The following is a 19949-nucleotide window of genomic DNA, read 5'->3' on the forward strand; positions in this document are numbered from 1 at the left end:
TCGGTTAGATTGTCTGCGTAACGGTTGATTCGGTCGCGCTGGAAGGACGAGACGTGACGAAGGGAATACGGGCCCGCGAGGTTGCGCTGATGGGGCAGGGCGAGCGCGATCTGCGGCTCGATTTCCTGCGTGGCGTCGGCCAGTGGATGATCCTCATCGATCACATTCCCTACAATTTTCTCAGCTGGTTCACGCTGCGCAACTACGGCTTCTGCGACGCCGCCGAGTTCTTCGTCTACATCTCCGGCTATTCGATCGGCTTCGCCTATGGGCCGGCGGTTCGCTCCGGCGAAATGGTGGCGGCGACCAAGCGGCTGTGGACCCGCGCGGTGCAGCTCTATGTCGCGCACATCTTTCTGTTCCTGTTCTTCACCGCGCAGGTCGCCCGCGCGGCGCGTCGGTTCGACGATCCGATGTACAAGGACGAATTCAACGTCGCGCAGTTCCTCGCCAATCCCGACGTCATGATCCAGCAGGCGCTGCTGCTGACCTACAAGCCGGTCAATCTCGACGTGCTGCCGCTGTATATCGTGCTGGTCGTTGCTGCGCCGTTGATCCTGTGGGGGCTGCTACGCCGTCCGCATCTGACCCTGGTGTGCTCGGCGGCGTTGTATTTCGCTTCGCGTCACTTCGGTTGGAACCTGCCGTCGTTCCCGGACGGTCATTGGTACTTCAATCCGTTCGCCTGGCAGTTCCTGTTCGTGTTCGGCATCTGGTGCGGTTTCGGCAACGGTCCGCAGATCCGCCCCTGGGTGAAGTCGCTGCCCAACCAGCTGCTGAGCTGGACCATCGTGGTGGTCGCACTGGTGATCGCGCTGTCGTGGAATTTCGAAGCGCTGTACGGCTTGGTGCCGGAATCGATCGGCAAGATCCTGTATCCGATCGACAAGACCAGCCTGGCCCCGGTGCGGCTGATCCATTTTCTCGCGCTGCTCGCGATCGTGGTGAAGCTGCTGCCGCCGGATCTGCCGGCGCTGCGCTCGGAGTGGCTGCGCCCGATCATCCTCTGCGGCCAGCGCTCGCTGCCGGTGTTTTGCTTCGGTGTGATTCTCGCCTTCACGGCACATTGGATCCTTGTGCAGGTGTCGAGCAGCATCGCGATGCAGATCCTGGTCAGCGTCGGCGGCATCGGGCTGATGACCGGCGTGGCCTGGCTGGCGACCTGGTATCGGACCTTGCCGACGTTGGTGACGGTTCCGCCCACCGTGCCGATCGAACACGGCGATCAGCAGCAGACACCGGCTGAGAAGGCGCCGAGCGCCGAGACATCCGCGCCAGAGATGAAGTCGGCCGAGCGCGCTTGACTCGTTGTACCGATCGGTACAGTTTGGCGGCGTCCCGTTCGCCTTGGAGAAGCCGTGATGTCGCGTCCGCCGTTGCCGCCCTTCACCCGTGAGACCGCCGCCCAGAAAGTGCGGATGGCCGAAGACGCCTGGAACTCGCGCGATCCAGCTCGGGTGTCGCTGGCCTATACGCCCGATAGTCGCTGGCGCAATCGCGCCGACTTCTTGCAAGGCCGCGACGCCATCGTCGAGTTCCTGACCCGCAAATGGGCGAAGGAACAGGACTACCGCCTAGTCAAGGATCTCTGGGCGTTCGACGGCCGATTCATCGCCGTGCGCTTTCAATATGAGTGGCACGACGACGCCGGGCTTTGGTATCGCTCCTACGGCAACGAGCAGTGGGAGTTCGACGACGACGGTCTGATGCGCCGGCGCGAGGCAAGCATCAACGACGTCGCGATCAGCGAGGGCGACCGCCGTTTCCACTGGCCGGCGCCGGGGCCGCGCCCGGCCGATGTACCCGGGCTGGCCGCGGAGCCGTTTTAAGTTCGATGCAGAACTGATAAAGAACCAAAGGCAACTGATCACATCCGACGGGGCCGGGACAAGCCCGGCCATGAGGGCGATGGGGTTGTTGCTGACTCGATCTGTAGCCCGTGAAGACACTGCGACCACCCGCCGCGAAAGCAACCACCGACCGCGCCGCTTTGCTGCCGCTGCTCGGCGAAGTGTTTCGCGCCCATGGCTACGAGGGCGCGTCGCTGGCTCTGATCAGCGCAGCGACCGGGCTCGGCAAGGGCAGCCTGTATCACTTCTTCCCCGGCGGCAAAAAGCAGATGGCCGAAGAAGTGCTGGCCGAGATCGACGGCTGGTTCGAAGCGAACATCTTCGCGCCGCTGCGCGATCCGTCCGACCCGCGGGCTGCGATTGCGGCGATGCTGTCCGGCGTCGACAGCTACTTCCGCTCCGGTCATCGCGTCTGTCTGGTCGGAGTGATCGCACTCGGCCACGCGCGCGATGAATTCGCCGCCCCGGTGAACGACTATTTCGCCCGCTGGCAGGACGCACTCGCCGTCGCACTGCGCCGCTGCGGCTTGCCGGCAGCCACCGCGCGGCGCCGCGCGGAGGATGCGGTGCTGTCGATCCAGGGCGCCCTGGTGCTGGCCCGCGCGCGAAACGATGCCGCGGTATTCACCCGCGCGTTGTCCGATCTGAAGACGAGGTTGATGGCGGCTTGACGCGGCCCGCTGCCGCCTAGCTGTTCTTGCGCTCGCCGCGCAGCGACGGCAGGCCGATGCCGGCGGCATCGAAGCCGCCGTCGACTGCCAGGATCTGCCCAGTGATGTAGCTGGCTCGCTCGCTGCAAAGGAAAAAGATCGCCTCGGCGAGTTCCTCTTCCAGGCCGTAGCGCGCCATCGGAATTGCATCGCGATAGTCGGATCGGATGTCCTGGGTGTGGACCTGCTTGGCCATCGCGGTGTCGACCGGGCCGGGCGCCACGCCGTTGACGCGGATGCCGAGCGCGGCGAGTTCGACCGCGCATTGTTTGGTGAAGTGAGCCAGTCCGGCCTTGCTCGATCCGTAGGCGACGCGCAGCGTCGACGCGCGCAGCGACGAGATCGAGGTGATGTTGACGATCGCGCCGCCGCCGGAATCGCGCATCAGCGGCACGGCAGCCTGAGTCATCAGAAACGGACCGGTGAGGTTGACGTCCATCACCCGCTGCCACTCGTCGGGCGTGGTGTCCATCAGCGGCTTGAACACGGCGATGCCGGCATTGTTGACCAACGCATCGAGCCGGCCGAACCGCTCGGTGATCGCCGCGATGTCGCGCGACACCGACCCGCGATCGGCGACGTCGCAATGGAGCGCGATCATGCGATCCGGCAGCGCCAGATCGTCCATCGCAACGCGCAGGCCCTCGTCGTCGCGGTCGAGCAGTGCCACCGACCAGCCATCGGCAAGAAAGCGTTTGGCGGCAGCGAGGCCGATGCCGCGAGCGGCACCGGTCACCAGTGCGACGTGGGGCGAGGATACGGTCATGGGCATTCCAGTCATGTGAGTGTCATCGAGCGCAAGGGCGGCGGTCGAAGCTCCACATGCCAGCGCCGTGCCAATGCTGTCCAGCGTGGCAGGCCGTCGCGGCACTCGCGGCCAGGGAACAAGTCGACGACATCTGGTTTACATCGAACTGAAATACAACTTCGTGTTCAGGCGGATACGCCGCCGTTGAGGTCTGGAGGTCTGGTATGCAAGACGACATCGAACAGCGAATTCGGCATCGCGCCCGCGAGTTGTGGGAAGCGCAAGGGCAGCCGGAGGGCCGGAGCGAAGAATTCTGGCTGCAGGCGGAACAGGAAGTCCGCGGCGAAAAAGAAACTTACGATCGGCTTCAGTCGGATCCGAGCGTTACGACCAATAGCTGACCGTTATCAAAAGAAGCGCCGCCGGCATTCTGTGCCGGCGGCGTTCGATCAGTTGCATCCGACGAAGGTCAACGCACGTAGAATACCACGCCCGCGATGGTCAGCAGCGCCGCTGCTGCGAGCAGATGCGCGAACGCGCGAGAAGCTACGAGTTTGGTCGTGTCGTTCATGCGGCTTTCTCCCCAGTCTGCAGAGCCGTTGCTGCGGTCCCCGCGGGCAATACGATCTGAGACCGCCTGCATCGCACAGGCAGAGTCCGACAATGATTCGCGCCGGACTTGATCGTTGATGAGATACGCTGAACACCCCGCGACGACCATTCGCACTTAGAGTCCCCACTCTGCGAATAGCGATGCATGAACGTTCGTCAATCAATGCGGCGGGAATTTGTTCGATGCGAATGTACGCTTGCGTGCTTTTGCAGGGAGGCGTCATTGCACTGCAGCGCAGACGCCGATCGGTATTGCTGCAGTGATCGGTCCGGCACCAGCGTCGGATCATGATCCTGCATTCGGATTGTCGGCCGAGGCGGTCGCAAAGCCCTTATCGCGCTGCCGTCGCCGCGAAGTCGGCGACGGCGAGCGATGCGGCCGTTACAGCGTCTTCAAATACTCCAGCAGCGCGCGCTTGTCGTCGTCCGACAGATCGGTGCCGAAGCCCTTCCCCTCGTGACCGCAATTGCTGTCGCCGGAGTTCAGGTGGCTGCAGTCGGTCGTCACGAGCGTGTAGTCGAATGCGGTCTGGTCGGCGGCGAGTCCGACATTGACGATGTCGTAGGCCGGGCCGACCTTGAATTGCTTGACGCGCTGCGCTGCCGGCTTCAGCAGTTCCGCGAGGCTCGGCACCGAGCCGTTGTGAAGATATGGGGCGGCGGCCCAGATGCCCTGCAGCACGCGCGCCTCGTAGGCGCCGTGCGGCGGCGCGGGCGGAGCTGCCGCGGGCGCCGGGATCTGCAGCCCCTGCACCGAGAAGTTCTTCAGCTGTGCGGGCGGCGGCGTGATGCCGTGGAAGGCGCCGCGCAGGTCGCGCAGCTCCGGCGGCAGCGGCAGAAGCTGCGGGGCAGGCTGCGACGTCTTGCGCTCAGCGAGCGCCTTGTCGGACAACGGCGCCTGTGCGGTCGCGATCGGCGCCGAAGTCGGCGAGCCGCCGGCGGCGCGCAGCGCCTGTTCGGCGATCGAGCCGATCACCGACGTGGCGAGGATGTTGAACGCCAGATCGGTTTCCTTCAGCGGCGCGGTGACCAGCGGAATGAAGGCGCCCTGCAGCACGCCGGTCTTCGCCGTCCACGCCAGGATGTCGTATTCCTTGGTGTCGGTGCCGACGTTCTGGATCGGCGTCTTCCAGGTGTTGTTGTGGAAGAAGCGCACGACGCCGGGCTTGATGCCGTGGCAGTCTGCGCAGCTTCCCGCGGCGTTGTAGATCGCCATGCCCTTGGCGGCGAGCGTGCTGTCGACCAGCCACGGCCATTTCGGCGGGCCGATCTTCTTGACGAGATTCTCGAGCTTGCCGAGGCCGTCGAAATTCGCCGAGTTGTTGTTGAGGAAGTTGACGTAGATGCCGTTGTTGGTCGGCTGGAAGATGCCGAACACGCCGAATACTTCGCCGAGATTACGCGACAGCGCCAGAATGTCGTTGCCGTTGTCGGCGAAACCGGGCCATTGCGTCATGTCCTGGATCGGCGCGTTCCACAGGAACGGGTAGCGCACCGGCGCGTCGGCGACCTTGATGTTGTCGGCGATCAGGAAGCTCGGTGGCGGGCCGAGGTCGAGGCCGGTCAGCCGATTGAAGATCATGCCGACCGCGTCGAGCCGCGCTGGTCCCCATTGGTGCTTCGGTAGCGCCTTCTGCATCAGCGTGTGGAAGCGCAAGTACCAGAGATCGAAGGACACGCGCAGCGCCGCGACATCGGCCGGATCGGGCGGGGCGGTCTTCAGCACCCGGGCGGCGAACGCCTTGAACTCGGCATCGTTGGCGATCGCGCGGCCGGCGGCGGCGTCGAGATCGGCCACGAAGGTCTGGAAGTCGACGATCGCCGGCCCGCCGTCGATCCGATAGGTCCTTCCTTCGGCACTGATCTGGCGGGTGTGACACGCCGAGCAGGTCATGCCGACGATCTCGGAGCCGGCGGCGCCGGACGTGCTGAAGCCGACCGGCAGGCCGTCGGTGTTGGCGGGATTCGGCAGATAGCCGTAACGCGACAGGCTCGCCTCGAGAAACGGCTGGCCGTCCGGTTGTCGCAGCGCCTTCAGCCACGACAGCGGGATCATGCGCGAGCCCTGGTCGCGCTCGTAGAAATCCGCGCGGGTCGCGGCGGTCCAATCGCTGCCCTGGTCGGCGAAGATTGGAGTCTGCGTCTGCGCTTGCGCCGCGACGGCGCCGAGCAGTGCGGTCATTATCGGAAATGCACGAACTAATCGCCGGAACGGGACACGCATCGTCATCCCCCTCAGAAATGAACGTCTGAACTGATTAGTTGGAACGCCGCAAGTCTCGTGCTGTCAGCCGGTCGAATGCAACTAAAAAGTTTGTCGGCTGTGATAATCGATCAGGACGAGAAGGTATAATGCGGTGGATGACTGGGCAAAAACTCTGCCGTCTCGCGGAATGTTGAACGGCGCCGCCGCTGATCGCGTGCGAGTGGGCGACCGGACAGGCGGTGCCGATGTGCCAGGTAGAGGAGGGCCGGACCGGGCGGCGGCTGCCTTCAGTTTGCCGCAGGCGATGCCGTCGGATCGCGGCTGCCGCGGGTTCGCCGCATGGTTTTGACGCCGCACGATCGCCCGTGACCTTTCGTCCCCCCTCATGTAAAAGCCCTTCACATGAGCTGGCGCAAGGAAGAGCGCCGCGCCGAGCGCGGCTATCATCACGGCAATCTGAAGGAAGCGCTGCTGCAGGCCGCGCTCGGGCTGATCGCCGAGAAGGGCCCGGCCGGTTTCACCTTCGCGGACGCGGCCCGGATGGCCGGCGTCAGCCCGGCGGCGCCATATCGCCACTTCCGCGACCGCGATGAACTGTTGTCGAACATCGCCCAGCGGGGTTTCGAGCTGTTCGAACAGGTGCTCGCCAAGGCCTGGAACGACGGCCGTCCTGACACCATCACCGCTTTCATGCGGGTCGGTCCGGCCTATCTGGCGTTCGCCCGCAACGAGCCGGCCTACTACTCGGCCATGTTTGAATCCGGCGTTCCGATCGACGTCGATCCGATGCTGCTGACCGCTTCGGAACGCGCCTTCAACGTGATCCGTGCCGCCGCAGAGCGGTTGGCGGCGTTGACCCCGCCGGGCGTGACCCGGCCGCCGGCGCTGATGATGGCCTTGCACATCTGGTCGATGTCCCACGGCATCGCCTCGCTGTTCGGCCGCGGCGATGCCGCTCGGCGCAAACTGCCGATGGCGCCCGAAGAGCTGCTCGAAGCCGGCGTGCTGATCTATCTGCGTGGTCTCGGGTTTTCGGCCGACGCCGCGGCGGCGACAGAAAAGCCCGCCGAACCAAGGCGTTCTGGTCCCTGGGGCCCGGCCGTCTGATCGCGTGCTTTGCGCCGGGTGAGCCCTGCGGCGAAAAATCCACCAAACCTCGGGCCGGTCTTTCTTGACAAACCGATAGAACCGCCCAAGTATGTAAATGTTATTTACATTCACAACGGCATCGAGCCGATGGAGAAGCAAATGGCCAACGCCGCTGACTACGACCGATGGGGTCCCCCCGGGGCGCGCTACCAGCCCGCGCTACGGTCGTCCTGGAGCCCGGGCTGGATCCTGCTGACGGTGGCCGGCTTCATCGTCTGGTGGCCGATCGGCCTCGCACTTCTCTTCTACACGCTCTGGAGCAGAAACATGGGTTGCTGGGATCGCGATCGCTTCGCAAATAAGATGGAGCGGATGCAGTGGAAGATGGAGCGGATGCGCAACCGCATGGATCGCGGTGGCTTCGGCTTCGGCCCGCCGTCGAGCGGCAACCGCGCCTTCGATGAGTATCGGATGGAGACGCTGCGCCGGCTGGAAGAAGAGCAGGTCCAGTTCAAGGAATTCCTCGAGCGCCTGCGCCACGCCAAGGACAAGGAAGAGTTCGACGCGTTCATGGCGCAGCACCGAACCAAGCCGAACCCGTCCGCCGACAATTCGGCGCAGGGCTGATCGCGCCTGATCTGAGCCTTCAGCGCCAACCGCCGCCCGCCTGTGCCCCCAGGCGGGCGGCTTCTTTTCTGTCGCGATTTGGCTCGCGGCAATGTCACACCCGACGCCGCTGTCTCGTCCTATCCTCATCCAACCGCAGGAGACGACGATGAAAGCCCGCCTCAACCCCGCCAGCGCCGCGCCCGAAACCTACAAGGCGATGGTCACGCTCGAAACCGCGATCAAGAATAGCGGCCTCGAGCCGAGCCTGATCGAACTGGTGAAGATGCGCGCCTCGCAGATCAACGGCTGCTCGTTCTGCCTCGACATGCACAGCAAGGATGCCCGCGCCCATGGCGAGACCGAGCAGCGGCTGTATCTGCTGAATGCCTGGCGCGAGTCGCCGCTCTACACCGACCGCGAGCGCGCCGCGCTCGGTTGGACCGAGGCGCTGACGCTGGTGGCCGAAACGCATGCGCCGGACGCGGACTACGAGGTGCTGGCGCAGCAGTTCAGCGCCGCCGAGCAGGTCAATCTCACCATGCTGATCGGCGCGATCAACACCTGGAATCGCCTCGCGATCGGCTTCCGCCTGATCCATCCGGTCGCCGCCGCTCATGCCAAGGCCTCCTGAGTCAGCGCTCGCCGACGACGCCGCAGCGAGCTTCGCCCCGCTGCGGCCGCGGCTTCTCCGCGTCGCCTACCGGATGCTGGGCTCGATCAGCGAAGCCGAAGACGTGGTGCAGGACGCTTACCTGCGCTGGCACCGCGCCGATCGCAGTGAGGTGCGCGACCCGGCAGGTTTTCTCACGCGGACCGTCACCCGCCTGTGTCTCGACGTGCTGAAATCGGCGCGGCAGCGGCGCGAGACCTATGTCGGGCCGTGGCTGCCGGAGCCGATCGTCGCGCCGGAGCCCGAGTCCGAGGATGACGACATCACGCTGACTCTGATGTTGGCACTGGAGCGGCTGTCGCCGCTGGAGCGTGCCGCGTTTCTGCTGCACGACGTATTCGGCGTCGGCTTCGATGAGATCGCAACCACGCTCGGCCGCGATGCCGCCGCTTGCCGGCAACTTGCGGCCCGAGCCCGAGGGCATGTCCGGGCCGAGCGGCCGCGGTTTCCAGTCTCGGCCGAGCAGGGGCAGGCGATCGCCGCTGCGTTCTTCCACGCCTCGCGGAGCGGCGATCTTGGCACGCTGACGTCTTTACTCGCGGACGAGGTGGTGTTCGTCAGCGATGGCGGCGGCAAGCGACCGGCAGCGATCAACCCGATCCGCGGCTGCGACCGGGTGGCGCGCCTGCTCGCCGGGATTGCGCGCAAGACGCCGGCGGGGGCGAGTTCGCTGCTCGCCGTGCAGGTGATCGACGGTCTTCCCGGCTTTGTCTCGCGTGAGCCGGACGGCCTGATCCAGACCACCGCGCTCGACATTACCGGGGGGCGGATCGTCGCGATCTACGTGGTCCGGAACCCCGACAAGCTCCGGCATCTGCACCCGGCATCGGCCTCCGACGGCCTGTGCTGACCGCAACCGGCCGTCCCATCGCGGCCGGCAGGAGCACGCCCAGCCCCCGATCGCTGGTATTTTCCCTGTTATAGTAACCCCTTATTAACCCTGATGAGGGTTTGGTGAGATACGTCAAAACGCGGCATCAGCCCTTGTTTTGACACGTTGACAGGGGATTGAGGGGCCGGCTTCGCACAGGCCATCCCCTGCGACAACTGAAGGCTCCCACGGTGGCGCTTGGGCCAGATCGCGGCGCGTGGCCGCGGGGAGCCGGAGCCTTTGGCGGAATCGGCCGATGCCGAAACGTGTGAGAGGATTGCGACGATGAACCCGGCCGACGTGACACAGCTTGCTCCGGCGGTCTCCACGGACGTGTCGCTGATTTCGTTGTTCTGGCACGCCCACTGGGTGGTCAAGTCGATCATGCTGGGGCTGCTCGGCTGTTCGATCTGGGTTTGGGCGATCGCGATCGACAAACTGTTGTTGTTCTCGCGCACCAAGCGCGCGATGGATCGCTTCGAGCAGGCGTTCTGGTCCGGCGAGTCGATCGACGAACTGTACCGCGCGCTGTCGGCCAAGCCGACGCATTCGATGGCCGCCTGTTTCGTCGCCGCGATGCGCGAGTGGAAGCGCTCGTTCGAAAGTCATTCGCGCTCCTTCGCCGGCCTGCAGATGCGGATCGAGAAGGTGATGAACGTCTCGATCGCCCGCGAAGTCGAACGGCTGGAACGCCGCCTCTTGGTGCTGGCAACCGTCGGCTCGGCCGGCCCGTTCGTCGGCCTGTTCGGCACCGTCTGGGGCATCATGTCGAGCTTCCAGTCGATCGCCGCGTCGAAGAACACCTCGCTGGCAGTGGTCGCCCCCGGTATCGCCGAGGCGCTGTTCGCCACCGCGATCGGCCTGATCGCCGCAATTCCGGCGACAATTTTCTACAATAAGTTCACGTCGGAAGTGAACCGGCAGACGCAGCGGCTGGAAGGCTTCGCCGACGAGTTCTCGGCGATCCTGTCGCGGCAGATCGACGAGCGCACGTGAACGGAGGCCAGGTGAGCACAGCGGGCATTCGATCATGGGAATGAACGTAGCCACCGGCGGCGGAGGCGGCGGTCGGCGCCGCGGCGCCCGGCGCCCGGTGATGGCGGAGATCAACGTCACCCCGATGGTCGACGTGATGCTGGTGCTGCTGATCATCTTCATGGTTGCGGCGCCGCTGCTTACCACCTCGATCGACATCGATCTGCCGGTCGCCCGCGGCGGCAATCAGATCCAGTCGAATTCGCCGCCGCTGACGCTGTCGGTCAAGCGTACCGGCGGCACCTGCAACTCGCAGGTCGAGCTGTATCTCGGAGACAGCCCGATCGCGGCCTCCGAACTGGAAGCCAAGATGAAGGCGATCCGCGAGACGAGGTCGGAGACCGACAACGTGGTGTATCTGCGGGGCGACAAGGACGTTTGCTATACGGACATGATGAAGCTGCTCGGCAACATCCGGACCGCCGGCTTCAAGGCGAACATCGTCATCGTTCCCGAACAGGGGGGTTGAGCCGGCACCGCCGGCGTCGGCCGCGAAGGTGGAGCAGGAATTCTGAAGGTGAAGATCGACAAGACATGGGCTGCGTCGGTGGCGTTGCACGTCCTCGTGCTCGGCTGGGCCATGCTGTCGTTCACCTCCAAGGCGTTCGAGCTCGAGCCGCAGGATTCGGTTGCGGTCGATACCATCTCCGAAGATCAGCTTGCCAAGGTGATGGCCGGTATGCGTACCGGCAAGAAGGAAAATCCCAAGCCGTTGGTCGAGAAGGTCGCCGAGGCCAAGCCGGTCGACGACACCGTCGGCAAGATCAGCGAGAAGGCGCCGGTGGTGACCGATACCTCGCCGCCGCCTCAGCCCAAGCCGAAGCCGGAAGACAAGCCGGTCGAGAAGAAGCCCGATCCGCCCAAGCCGGTGGTCAAGGAAGAGCCGAAAAAAGAAGAGCCGAAGAAGGCCGAAAAGAAGCCCGAGCCCAGCAAGGAGCCGGCCAAGGAAGCCGAGAAGAAGCCGGAGCCGAAGGTTGATCCGATCGCCGAGGCGCTGAAGAAGGAAGAAAAGAAGAAGCCGCCGCCGAAGCCGACTCAAGCCGCCGCCAAGCCGCCGGAGCCGACCAAGCAGAAGGCCGAGCGGGTGTTCGATCAGTCCAAGATTGCGGCTTTGCTCGACAAGCGCGATCCGACACGCAATGCGGTCGCCGGCGACGTGTTGAACTCCAACGCGGCGCTCGGATTGTCGAAGGGCAAGTCCGCCGACAACTCCGCGACCTGGGGTGCGATGTTCCAGTCGCAGGTCGAGCGCTGTTGGAAGAAGCCGTATGGCGGCATCGAGGCGCAGCGCGCCGAAGCGGCGTTCGTCATTCGTCTGAAGCGCGACGGCACCCTGGAAACCATGCCGCAGCCGGATGGGCATCCGTCGACGCCGTACTTGCGCGTGTATCAGGAGAGCGCGCTGCGCGCGATCATCGAATGCCAGCCGTACAACCTGCCGGCCCAGTTCTTCGACGAATGGAAGTTCTTCGCTCCCGTGTTCACCGATCGGCGCCCCTGATGCGAGACGCCGTTCCCCATTGCTCGCGCCCTCCGGCGCGGATCACCTGACCGACCCGATGGATTGCACGCCATGTCGTTTGACCTCAATCGCCGCCAATTGATGATCTCCGCCGCGACGGCCGCCGGCGCGCTCGCACTCGGTCCTGCCCGCGACGCGTTTGGCCAGGCCCGGGTGCAGATCACCGAAGGCAACGTCGCGCCGCTGCCGATCGCGATTCCGAATTTCGTCGCCGGCACGCCGTCTGACAACGAAGTCGGAGCCGGCGTCTCGCAGGTGATCACCAACAACCTGAAGCGTTCGGGCCTCTTCGCGCCGATCGATCAGGCTGCGTATCTGGAAAAGATCAGCAACATCGACGTGCCGCCGCAGTTCAAGAGCTGGGCGAGCATCAACGCCCAGGCGCTGGTGACCGGGCGGATGACGCGGCAGGGCGACGGCCGGCTGAAGGCCGAGTTCCGGCTGTGGGACGTCGCCACCGGCCAGCAGCTCGCCGGCCAGCAGTATTTCACCTCGCCGGAATACTGGCGGCGGATCGCCCACATCATCTCCGACCAGATCTACGAGCGTCTGACCGGCGAGAAGGGCTACTTCGACAGCCGTGTGGTGTTCATCGACGAAAGCGGACCAGCCGAGCGCCGGGTTAAGCGTCTTGCGCTGATGGACCAGGACGGCGCCAACGTGCGCTATCTCACGCGCGGCACCGATCTTGTGCTGACGCCGCGGTTCTCGCCGAGCACCCAGGAAATCACCTACATGGAGTTCGGCCAGGGCGAGCCGCGGGTGTATCTGTTCAATGTCGAGACCGGTCAGCGCGAGATCGTCGGCAACTTCCCTGGCATGTCGTTCGCGCCGCGGTTCTCCCCGGACGGCCAGAAGATCATCATGAGCCTGCAGCAGGGCGGCAATTCCAACCTGTTCGTGATGGACCTGCGATCCAAGGCGACCACACGGCTCACCGACACCCCGGCGATCGACACCTCGCCGTCCTACGCGCCCGACGGCAGCCGGATCTGCTTCGAGAGCGACCGGGGCGGCAAGCCGCAGATCTACATCATGCCGGCCGGCGGCGGGCAGGCGCAGCGAATCTCGTTCGGCGACGGCAGCTATTCGACTCCGGTGTGGTCGCCGCGCGGCGACTACATCGCCTTCACCAAGCAGGGCGGCGGCCAGTTCGCGATCGGCATTATGAAGCCGGATGGTTCGGGCGAACGCATCCTGACTTCCGGCTTCCACAATGAGGGCCCGACCTTCGCGCCGAACGGCCGGGTGCTGATGTTCTTCCGCGATCCCGGCGGCAAGGGCGGTCCGTCGCTGTTCACAGTCGACGTCTCGGGCCGCAACGAGCTGCGGGTTCCTACCCCCGGCTACGCGTCGGACCCGGCTTGGTCGCCGCTGCTGTCCTGATTATCGAATCTTGAGTTCCAATAAGGTCCCGACGGGGAACGCGGCAAGTTCCGCATGCGCGCTGACTGGTCGTTCAGGTGAACATGGCAATGATCTGCTAAGCATGTTCCCTCAGAAAGACTTCATCTGCCCAGGATACAACGAGTCCGAAAGGACACGCTTGCGCCTTATGCAGCTTGCCAGACACGAACAGGATTCGGAGCAGACGTCGCCTGCGATTCACGCGGGCCTGGTCGACTCGTTGTTCATGAATCCGGCGCCGATGATTGTCGGGGCGTTTGGGCCTGCAATTGCCGGCGCCGTAATCGGGATCGTCACTGGAAACATCCTGAATTGGCTATGTGTTCCGTTGTTCGTCTTGATCGGCTTCGCACGCGCTCTGCAGATGCGGCGTTACCGACAACGCAATGCTCCACTCACAGTGGAGGAAGCTGAGATCTGGGAACGCCGCTATCGACTCGGCGCGATCGCTCACGGAATCTCGCTTGGCCTCTGGTCTCTGGCCGTATTACTCGGGACCGAGGACTCAGCCGCGCATATGCTGTGCATTGCAACCGTTGTGGCATATACCTCAGCCGGCGTTGGACGCACGTTTGGACGCCCTCAGATTTTCCACTTACAGGTGCTCCTGAGCTGCGGCCCACTGATCTTCGCGATGGTGATGATCGGAGGAGTCTATTATTTGACGCTCGCCGTACTCAGTGCGGTGTTTTTCATTTCCATACGTCATCTGACATCTAGCTTACAGCGGATCTATCTCAATGCGTGGACCGGCAGGGAGCGTGAAGCGGCGCTGGCGAACCAGTTTGATACCGCGCTGAACAACATGCCGCACGGACTTTGCATGTTCCGCGCCGACGGCCGTCTTGCGGTGATGAACCATCGGTTTGCCGACATGATGCGTCTCCGCACCGAACTCGCCAAGGGTTCACCGTCGGCGACGGAGATCATCTCCGCTTGCGTGGCGATCGGGGCAATCTCCGCGGCCAATGGCCGCTTAATTCTGTCCGAGATCGAGAACGGACTTGCGGGCGAAATCGTCACGGTCGGTGATGAGGTGGTTCCCCGTTCGCTGTGCTGGACGTTTCAGCCGATGGCGGACGGTGGCGCCGTGGTGCTGATCGAGGACATCACCGAGCGCCGCAACGCGGAGGCGCGAATCGTCCATTTGGCGCGCTACGACGAACTGACGGCGCTGCCGAACCGCGTCAGCTTCCGCGACGAAATCGAGCGGATTCTCGAAGCCGAGCATGGCCGGGGCAAGACACGACTATCGGCGCTGCTGTTCATCGATCTAGACCAATTCAAGCAGATCAACGATACGCTCGGTCATCCCTGTGGTGACCGTCTGCTGTGCTCGGTCGCCGAGCGGCTGCGCGATATGCTGCGCCCGGACGACCTCGTGGCGCGCTTCGGCGGTGACGAATTCGTAGTGTTTCAGCAGAACATTACGTCGAACGAGGACGCAGCCGCACTGGCGCGCCGGATCGTCGATCGGCTCAGCGACCGCTATCTGATTGACCACCACGTCGTCGAGATCGGCGCGTCGATCGGGATCGCCATGACGTCACCGGGTGCCAAAGCCGACATCCTGCTCAAGAACGCCGACATGGCGCTGTACCGCGCTAAGGCCGATGGTCGCGGTAATTTCTGCTTCTTCCGTCAAGAAATGGCCCAGACCGTCGAGGCGCGCCGCATTCTCGAACTCGATCTGCGCAAGGCGCTCGCCAACGAAGAATTCGAACTTTACTACCAGCCACTGGTGAATCTCAAATCCGGCAAGATCACAACCTGCGAAGCGCTGTTGCGCTGGAATCATCCGGTCCGCGGCACAGTCTCACCGGTCGATATTATTCCGGTTGCCGAGGAGATGGGGCTGATCGTCGATCTCGGCCGCTGGATTCTGCGCAAAGCATGCATGGAGTGCATGCTTTGGCCGGATCCGGTGAGCGTTGCGATCAATTTCTCGTCGCAGCAGTTCCATCAGCGAGACGTCCTCACTGAAGTGCGTTACGCGCTTGAAGTCTCCGGCCTACCGGCAAGGCGCCTCGAAATCGAGATCACCGAATCGTCTCTGCTGCGCAACACGCAATGGACCCACGACGCGCTGCAGCAGCTTCATGCCGAGGGTGTGCGGATCTCGCTCGACGATTTCGGCACCGGCTATTCCTCGCTCAGCTATCTGCACAGCTTCCCCCTCCAAAAGGTCAAGATTGACCGCTCTTTCCTTGAGGGCATCGACAGCGACCGGCCTCTGACACTGCTGCGCGGCGTTGCCCGGCTGAGCAGTGACCTCGGGATGTCCGTAGTGGTGGAAGGCATCGAAACCAACGAGCAGCTTGAATTGATCAGCGCCGACGGCACCGTGACCGAGGCTCAGGGCTATTTGTTCAGCCGTCCGGTCCCTGCCCAGCGCATTCGGCAATTGCTGAACGCGTCGCAGGGTGGACGCCAAAAAGACGGCAAGGTCCTGTCTTTGCCGACTCGATCGATCGCCTAAGTCCTTTCCGGGGCACGTCCTCAAGGCAAAATTTCCTTCAATTCCCCCATCGTCGCTGGAAATTCACCACAGTGGAATTATAACAATTAACCCTAATAATTCTAATGCTTTGCCGGGCCGTTAAGGATTCGTTAACGTTTTCGTACGGTCGGTGTGTTGTCGGACATGTGGGTGGGGTGAGAGTGATGGGAGTCGTACGTCCAGCAGAACAGCAAAACCGTATCGCCACCCGAAGGCTCGCGTTGCTTGAGAAGGTCGATTATCGACTCGCCGAAACTCCCGCAGAACGCGAGGCGATCTACCGGTTGCGATATCGCGCCTACCTCAAAGAAGGGGCGATCGATGCCAATAATAGCGGCATCGTCACTGACCGGTACGATAATCTGCCGAATTCATGGATCTTCGGCGTGTTCTATGAAGGGGAGCTCAGCAGTTCACTGCGGATCACAGTTGCATCCCCGGATTATCATGACTCCCCCTCGATGGACGTCTTCCCGGACTTCCTTCAGCCCTGGCTGGCGGAGGGCAAGGTCATCGTGGATCCGACAAGATTCGTAGCGGACCCTACAAGCGCCAATCGACTGCCCGAACTACCGTATCTCACTCTGCGTCTGGCTAATGTGTCCTGTGAGTACTTTAACGCAGACATTGGCCTAGCTTCGGTGAGGAGCGAACATCAGGCATTCTATCGTCGGGTGATGATGCGCTTGATCTGTGAATCTCGGCCCTATCCGGGGCTGAAAAAGCCAATCAGCCTGATGGAGATCGACTTCCCTGCGATGCGCGACAAGCTATACGCCCGTTATCCGTTCTTACGCTCGAGTGAATCCGAGCGGCGCAGCTTGTTCGAACACGCGAGGAGGGTTCCGAATTTGACTCTGGCCGAGGCCCCAAATCTCGTGCCGCTCTCACTCGGTCGGACGCACCTCTGACAACGCGCGGCCTGCGGCCAACTCGATCGAACTCGTTTTCAGAATGATCGTCGGCATAGACCGACGATCATCAATCATGCAGGCGTGGCCTTCTGCCGGCTATGGTGGCTCCGCCCTGCCGGCACGTATCCAGGAATGGAACGCCACAGCTTCACTCTGACGCCACATTTACTCCTCATTAACCATCGCGTTTGCTTTTGGCCGACCGGGGGCAATTGATCGAGTTCGGCAACACCTCGTCAAGGTTGACGGAACGTTCGCTTAACCATCGCCCTGTAGACCGAAACCACAGTCGGAATATCGCGAGCGTGGAGGCTCCGGAATGACCAATCACAAGCGAATCCTCCAGGGATTGAAGCTGGCCGCGGTGCTCGCGGTGGCGCTGTCGATGGGGGCTTGCGCCAACAAGAACGGGCTCGGTGGTGCCGACGGTGCGATGGCCGGTGCGGCCACTCCGGGCAGCCAGCAGGATTTCGTGGTCAACGTCGGCGACCGCGTCTTCTTCGAGAGCGATCAGTCGGATCTGTCGCCGCAGGCGGTAGCGACGCTCGACAAGCAGGTGCAGTGGCTGCAGACCTACAATCGCTACACCTTCACCATCGAAGGCCACGCCGACGAGCGCGGCACCCGCGAGTACAACATCGCGCTCGGTGCGCGTCGCGCCCAGTCGGTTCGCAACTATCTGGTGTCGCGCGGGATCGACGCGCAGCGGATGCGGACGATCTCCTACGGCAAGGAACGGCCGGTGGCGGTCTGCAACGACATCTCGTGCTGGTCGCAGAATCGCCGTGCTGTGACCGTGCTGAACGCTGGCGCCTGAGCCAACGCATCGATCTGAGTTTGCGAACGGTGCCCGCTGGGCACCGTTTTTGTTTGTGCGGCAGTTTCTGCCGTCGCCTCAGTCACATTTTTGGCGTAGTACGACGATCAATCCAGCGCCGTTCGCTCGGTGCGCCCTCCAACTCGTCGGACTGTCATGTCATCAGGTTTTGCCGTCTCCGCACGCAACCTCGCTTTGATGGCGACGCTCGTCGTCGCCGCTCCCGCGCTGGCCCAGCAGTATGGTGGTGAGGTCGATCCCGAGATCCGCATCCAGCAGCTCGAGGACCGGCTGCGGACGCTGACCGGCCAGAACGAAGAGCTGCAATATCGCAATCGCAAGCTCGAGGATCAGCTTCGGCAGTTGCAGGGCAGTGCCGGTGCACCTGGCGCGCCCGGCGCGCAGCAGCCGGCGACCACCCCCGGTGCGGCGCAACCGGCCCCGCAGCCGGCGCCATCCTACGGTCAGCCGCAGCAGCCGGGTTACGGTCAGCAGCCCGGCTATGGTCAGCAGGCGCCGATGGTGCAGCCGCAGCCGACCGCTCCGGCAGGCGGCGGTCGGCGCGGCGATGCCTTCGATCCGTCGCAGAACCCGAATGCGCCGGGTGTCCCACGGCCGCTCGGAGGCGGGCAGATGCCGATGGAGCAGGGCGGCGGCACGCCGGCCGGCCGCACCCCGGGCGCCCCGATCGATCTGTCGAACGGCAGCGGCGGCTACGTCCAGGGAGGCTATCCGCAAGGCGGCGCTCCGTCCGCGCCGCAACAGCCGCCGGCTCCCGCCGGGGGCGCGTTGACGACGCAGCCGCCGTCGCAATCACCGCGCGACGAGTTCGATCTCGGCATCGGCTACATGCAGCGCCGCGACTACGCGCTGGCTGAAGAGACGATGCGCAACTTCGCACAGAAGTATCCGGACAATCCGCTGGCCGCGGACGCGCGATATTGGCTCGGCGAGAGCTTCTTCCAGCGCCAGATGTACCGCGACGCCGCCGAAGCGTTTCTCGCGGTGACCAGCAAGCACGAGAAGTCCGGCAAAGCGCCGGACGCGTTGCTGCGGCTCGGTCAGTCGCTGGCCGCACTGAAGGAAAAAGAAGCAGCCTGCGCTGCCCTCGGTGAGGTCAGCCGCAAATATCCGCACGCTTCGTCCGGCGTGAAGAAAGCGGTCGAACGCGAGCAGAAGAAGCTTAAGTGCTGATTCATCACGTCCTCGGCGCCGCCGAGGCGTGACAACCGGCAGACGGGCGGCCGATGTCCGGGACCGATGACGAGCCGATTTCCGCGCGGGAGGCGAGCCGGCTGTTCGCCGACTGGAAGGCTGCGCCGGCGATCGTGCTGGCGGTCTCAGGGGGGCCTGATTCCCTGGCGCTGATGTGGCTGGCGGCGCGCTGGCGCAAAGCCCTGAAGCGGGGGCCGGCACTGTCAGTCGTTACCGTCGATCACGGCTTGCGCCCGGAGGCTGCGCTGGAAGCCCGCGCGGTCAAGCGGCAGGCAGCAGCGCTCGATCTGCCTCACCGCACGCTGAAGTGGCACGGCGCCAAGCCGTCCTCCGGCATTCAGGCTGCTGCGCGCGCGGCCCGCTATTCGCTGCTGGCGGGGGCGGCCAAGCGCGCCGGCGCGACCCACATCATGATCGCCCATACCCGTGACGATCAGGCCGAGACGGTAATGATGCGGCTGTCGCGGGGGAGCGGTATCACCGGCCTTGCGGCGATGGCCCGCGAAACGGAACGCGACGGTGTGGTGCTGGCGCGGCCGTTGCTCGATGTCCCCAAGGCGCGTCTGCTCGCGACGCTGGCGAAAGCCAAAGTCGGCTTTGCGTCGGATCCGAGTAATGCCGACCCGCGCTTTGCCCGGCCGCGGTGGCGCGAGCTGATGCCGCTGCTCGCCGCCGAAGGCTGCAATGCATATTCATTGGCCCGGCTCGCGGCGCGGGCGGCGAGGGCCGACGCCGCGCTCGAACGGATGGCCGATGGCGCCGCGCAGTTTTTGGCGTCCCTGGGCGGGACCTCGGAACGCCCGGGCGTCGATGCGGTCGCGTTCTTGGAGCTTCCGGCAGAAATCAGGATTCGGTTGTTGCTTCGGTGGCTGACCCAGCAAGGCTACGAGGGGCTGCCGGAGCTCGGCAAGGTCGAGACGCTCTCCGCGGCCTTGCTGCAGGCCATGACCAAGGCTGCCCCGGCCGGCAAAATCCGCTTCAGGCAGACGTTGGCGGGCGCGATCGTGACGCTCACCAAGGATCGCCTGATGATCGGCCCGGCACCGCCGCGACGTGGCCGCAGTCGCTGAGCCGTCCTGCACGGACGTTTAACCACCCGCATGAAGACGTCGTGATCGCCACGATTTGAGCGAGAAACCAGTTAGAATGCGCCAAATAGTCCTGTGTGGTTCTC

At 64.1% G+C, this 19949-nt stretch carries 19 protein-coding genes; 17 read left to right on the forward strand and 2 right to left on the reverse strand.

The annotated features are described in order from the left end of the window. Positions 1–89 precede the first annotated feature (89 nt). The 3 genes from DNX69_RS21460 to DNX69_RS21470 all read left to right on the forward strand — a co-directional run bounded on the left by DNX69_RS21460 (position 90) and on the right by DNX69_RS21470 (position 2521). A complete protein-coding gene (locus tag DNX69_RS21460; RefSeq protein WP_110788019.1) occupies positions 90–1304 on the forward strand; it encodes an OpgC domain-containing protein in 1215 nt (404 codons plus the stop codon). A 57-nt stretch (positions 1305–1361) separates the two neighbouring features. Next, entirely contained in the window at positions 1362–1829 is a 468-nt protein-coding gene (locus DNX69_RS21465; protein WP_110788020.1) for a DUF1348 family protein, read from the forward strand. A gap of 110 nt (positions 1830–1939) precedes the next feature. Further along, positions 1940–2521, forward strand: a complete 582-nt coding sequence (locus tag DNX69_RS21470) for a TetR/AcrR family transcriptional regulator (protein ID WP_425327317.1) — start codon at positions 1940–1942, stop codon at positions 2519–2521. Between the two features lie 16 nt (positions 2522–2537). Here the strand turns inward: DNX69_RS21470 and DNX69_RS21475 are convergent, their stop codons facing one another. Continuing rightward, entirely contained in the window at positions 2538–3326 is a 789-nt protein-coding gene (locus DNX69_RS21475; protein ID WP_110788021.1) for an SDR family NAD(P)-dependent oxidoreductase, read from the reverse strand. Positions 3327–3532: 206 nt separating this feature from the next. Between DNX69_RS21475 and DNX69_RS21480 the strand changes: the two genes are divergently transcribed. Beyond that, complete coding sequence (locus tag DNX69_RS21480; protein ID WP_110788022.1) at positions 3533–3709, forward strand: DUF2934 domain-containing protein; 177 nt, start codon at positions 3533–3535, stop codon at positions 3707–3709. 593 nt (positions 3710–4302) lie between these two features. On the opposite strand, the gene DNX69_RS21490 is transcribed toward DNX69_RS21480, so the two are convergent. Then, positions 4303–6102 carry a di-heme-cytochrome C peroxidase gene (locus DNX69_RS21490; protein ID WP_234827045.1) on the reverse strand — a complete coding sequence of 600 codons (1800 nt, stop codon included), beginning with the start codon at positions 6100–6102 and terminating at the stop codon, positions 4303–4305. Positions 6103–6528: 426 nt separating this feature from the next. Here DNX69_RS21490 and DNX69_RS21495 point away from each other — a divergent pair, with 426 nt between their 5' ends. The 13 genes from DNX69_RS21495 to tilS all read left to right on the forward strand — a co-directional run bounded on the left by DNX69_RS21495 (position 6529) and on the right by tilS (position 19845). Then, complete coding sequence (locus DNX69_RS21495; RefSeq protein WP_110788025.1) at positions 6529–7233, forward strand: TetR/AcrR family transcriptional regulator; 705 nt, start codon at positions 6529–6531, stop codon at positions 7231–7233. A 141-nt stretch (positions 7234–7374) separates the two neighbouring features. Beyond that, positions 7375–7842 (forward strand): DUF2852 domain-containing protein, encoded by a 468-nt coding sequence (locus DNX69_RS21500; protein ID WP_110788215.1) that lies wholly within the window; start codon positions 7375–7377, stop codon positions 7840–7842. A gap of 148 nt (positions 7843–7990) precedes the next feature. Next, a complete protein-coding gene (locus tag DNX69_RS21505; RefSeq protein ID WP_110788026.1) occupies positions 7991–8455 on the forward strand; it encodes a carboxymuconolactone decarboxylase family protein in 465 nt (154 codons plus the stop codon). After that, entirely contained in the window at positions 8439–9344 is a 906-nt protein-coding gene (locus DNX69_RS21510; protein WP_110788027.1) for a sigma-70 family RNA polymerase sigma factor, read from the forward strand. Before DNX69_RS21505 ends, DNX69_RS21510 begins: the two co-directional genes overlap by 17 nt. 306 nt (positions 9345–9650) lie before the next feature. Beyond that, positions 9651–10361 (forward strand): protein TolQ, encoded by a 711-nt coding sequence (gene tolQ / locus DNX69_RS21515; protein WP_110788028.1) that lies wholly within the window; start codon positions 9651–9653, stop codon positions 10359–10361. 34 nt (positions 10362–10395) lie between these two features. Continuing rightward, positions 10396–10869 carry a biopolymer transporter ExbD gene (locus tag DNX69_RS21520; protein WP_110788029.1) on the forward strand — a complete coding sequence of 158 codons (474 nt, stop codon included), beginning with the start codon at positions 10396–10398 and terminating at the stop codon, positions 10867–10869. Between the two features lie 48 nt (positions 10870–10917). After that, positions 10918–11901 (forward strand): protein TolA, encoded by a 984-nt coding sequence (locus DNX69_RS21525; protein WP_110788030.1) that lies wholly within the window; start codon positions 10918–10920, stop codon positions 11899–11901. A 72-nt stretch (positions 11902–11973) separates the two neighbouring features. After that, on the forward strand, positions 11974–13308 hold the full coding sequence (gene tolB / locus DNX69_RS21530; protein ID WP_110788031.1) for a Tol-Pal system beta propeller repeat protein TolB: 1335 nt from the start codon (positions 11974–11976) through the stop codon (positions 13306–13308). Positions 13309–13477: 169 nt separating this feature from the next. Then, positions 13478–15808, forward strand: a complete 2331-nt coding sequence (locus DNX69_RS21535; protein WP_110788032.1) for a putative bifunctional diguanylate cyclase/phosphodiesterase — start codon at positions 13478–13480, stop codon at positions 15806–15808. Between the two features lie 185 nt (positions 15809–15993). Next, on the forward strand, positions 15994–16740 hold the full coding sequence (locus tag DNX69_RS21540) for an N-acyl amino acid synthase FeeM domain-containing protein (protein WP_110788216.1): 747 nt from the start codon (positions 15994–15996) through the stop codon (positions 16738–16740). Between the two features lie 322 nt (positions 16741–17062). Further along, a complete protein-coding gene (gene pal / locus DNX69_RS21545; protein ID WP_110788033.1) occupies positions 17063–17560 on the forward strand; it encodes a peptidoglycan-associated lipoprotein Pal in 498 nt (165 codons plus the stop codon). A gap of 156 nt (positions 17561–17716) precedes the next feature. Then, positions 17717–18754: a tol-pal system protein YbgF gene (gene ybgF / locus DNX69_RS21550; protein ID WP_110788034.1), complete on the forward strand. Its 1038-nt coding sequence runs from the start codon at positions 17717–17719 to the stop codon at positions 18752–18754. Between the two features lie 53 nt (positions 18755–18807). Then, positions 18808–19845 carry a tRNA lysidine(34) synthetase TilS gene (gene tilS, locus DNX69_RS21555; protein WP_110788035.1) on the forward strand — a complete coding sequence of 346 codons (1038 nt, stop codon included), beginning with the start codon at positions 18808–18810 and terminating at the stop codon, positions 19843–19845. Positions 19846–19949: the final 104 nt, after the last annotated feature.

It is taken from the genome of Rhodopseudomonas palustris (genome assembly GCF_003226555.1).
Classification (GTDB): Bacteria; Pseudomonadota; Alphaproteobacteria; order Rhizobiales; family Xanthobacteraceae; genus Rhodopseudomonas; species Rhodopseudomonas palustris_I.

Excerpts from the sequence above, each read along its gene's own strand:
- DNX69_RS21460 (WP_110788019.1), top strand. The coding sequence starts at position 90 with ATGGGGCAGGGCGAGCGCGATCTGCGGCTCGATTTCCTGCGTGGCGTC.
- DNX69_RS21465 (WP_110788020.1), top strand. The coding sequence starts at position 1,362 with ATGTCGCGTCCGCCGTTGCCGCCCTTCACCCGTGAGACCGCCGCCCAG.
- DNX69_RS21475 (WP_110788021.1), bottom strand. The coding sequence starts at position 3,326 with ATGACCGTATCCTCGCCCCACGTCGCACTGGTGACCGGTGCCGCTCGC.
- DNX69_RS21480 (WP_110788022.1), top strand. The coding sequence starts at position 3,533 with ATGCAAGACGACATCGAACAGCGAATTCGGCATCGCGCCCGCGAGTTG.
- DNX69_RS21490 (WP_234827045.1), bottom strand. The coding sequence starts at position 6,102 with ATGACCGCACTGCTCGGCGCCGTCGCGGCGCAAGCGCAGACGCAGACT.
- DNX69_RS21495 (WP_110788025.1), top strand. The coding sequence starts at position 6,529 with ATGAGCTGGCGCAAGGAAGAGCGCCGCGCCGAGCGCGGCTATCATCAC.
- DNX69_RS21500 (WP_110788215.1), top strand. The coding sequence starts at position 7,375 with ATGGCCAACGCCGCTGACTACGACCGATGGGGTCCCCCCGGGGCGCGC.
- DNX69_RS21505 (WP_110788026.1), top strand. The coding sequence starts at position 7,991 with ATGAAAGCCCGCCTCAACCCCGCCAGCGCCGCGCCCGAAACCTACAAG.
- DNX69_RS21510 (WP_110788027.1), top strand. The coding sequence starts at position 8,439 with ATGCCAAGGCCTCCTGAGTCAGCGCTCGCCGACGACGCCGCAGCGAGC.
- tolQ (WP_110788028.1), top strand. The coding sequence starts at position 9,651 with ATGAACCCGGCCGACGTGACACAGCTTGCTCCGGCGGTCTCCACGGAC.
- DNX69_RS21520 (WP_110788029.1), top strand. The coding sequence starts at position 10,396 with ATGGGAATGAACGTAGCCACCGGCGGCGGAGGCGGCGGTCGGCGCCGC.
- tolB (WP_110788031.1), top strand. The coding sequence starts at position 11,974 with ATGTCGTTTGACCTCAATCGCCGCCAATTGATGATCTCCGCCGCGACG.
- DNX69_RS21535 (WP_110788032.1), top strand. The coding sequence starts at position 13,478 with ATGCAGCTTGCCAGACACGAACAGGATTCGGAGCAGACGTCGCCTGCG.
- DNX69_RS21540 (WP_110788216.1), top strand. The coding sequence starts at position 15,994 with ATGGGAGTCGTACGTCCAGCAGAACAGCAAAACCGTATCGCCACCCGA.
- pal (WP_110788033.1), top strand. The coding sequence starts at position 17,063 with ATGACCAATCACAAGCGAATCCTCCAGGGATTGAAGCTGGCCGCGGTG.
- ybgF (WP_110788034.1), top strand. The coding sequence starts at position 17,717 with ATGTCATCAGGTTTTGCCGTCTCCGCACGCAACCTCGCTTTGATGGCG.
- tilS (WP_110788035.1), top strand. The coding sequence starts at position 18,808 with ATGTCCGGGACCGATGACGAGCCGATTTCCGCGCGGGAGGCGAGCCGG.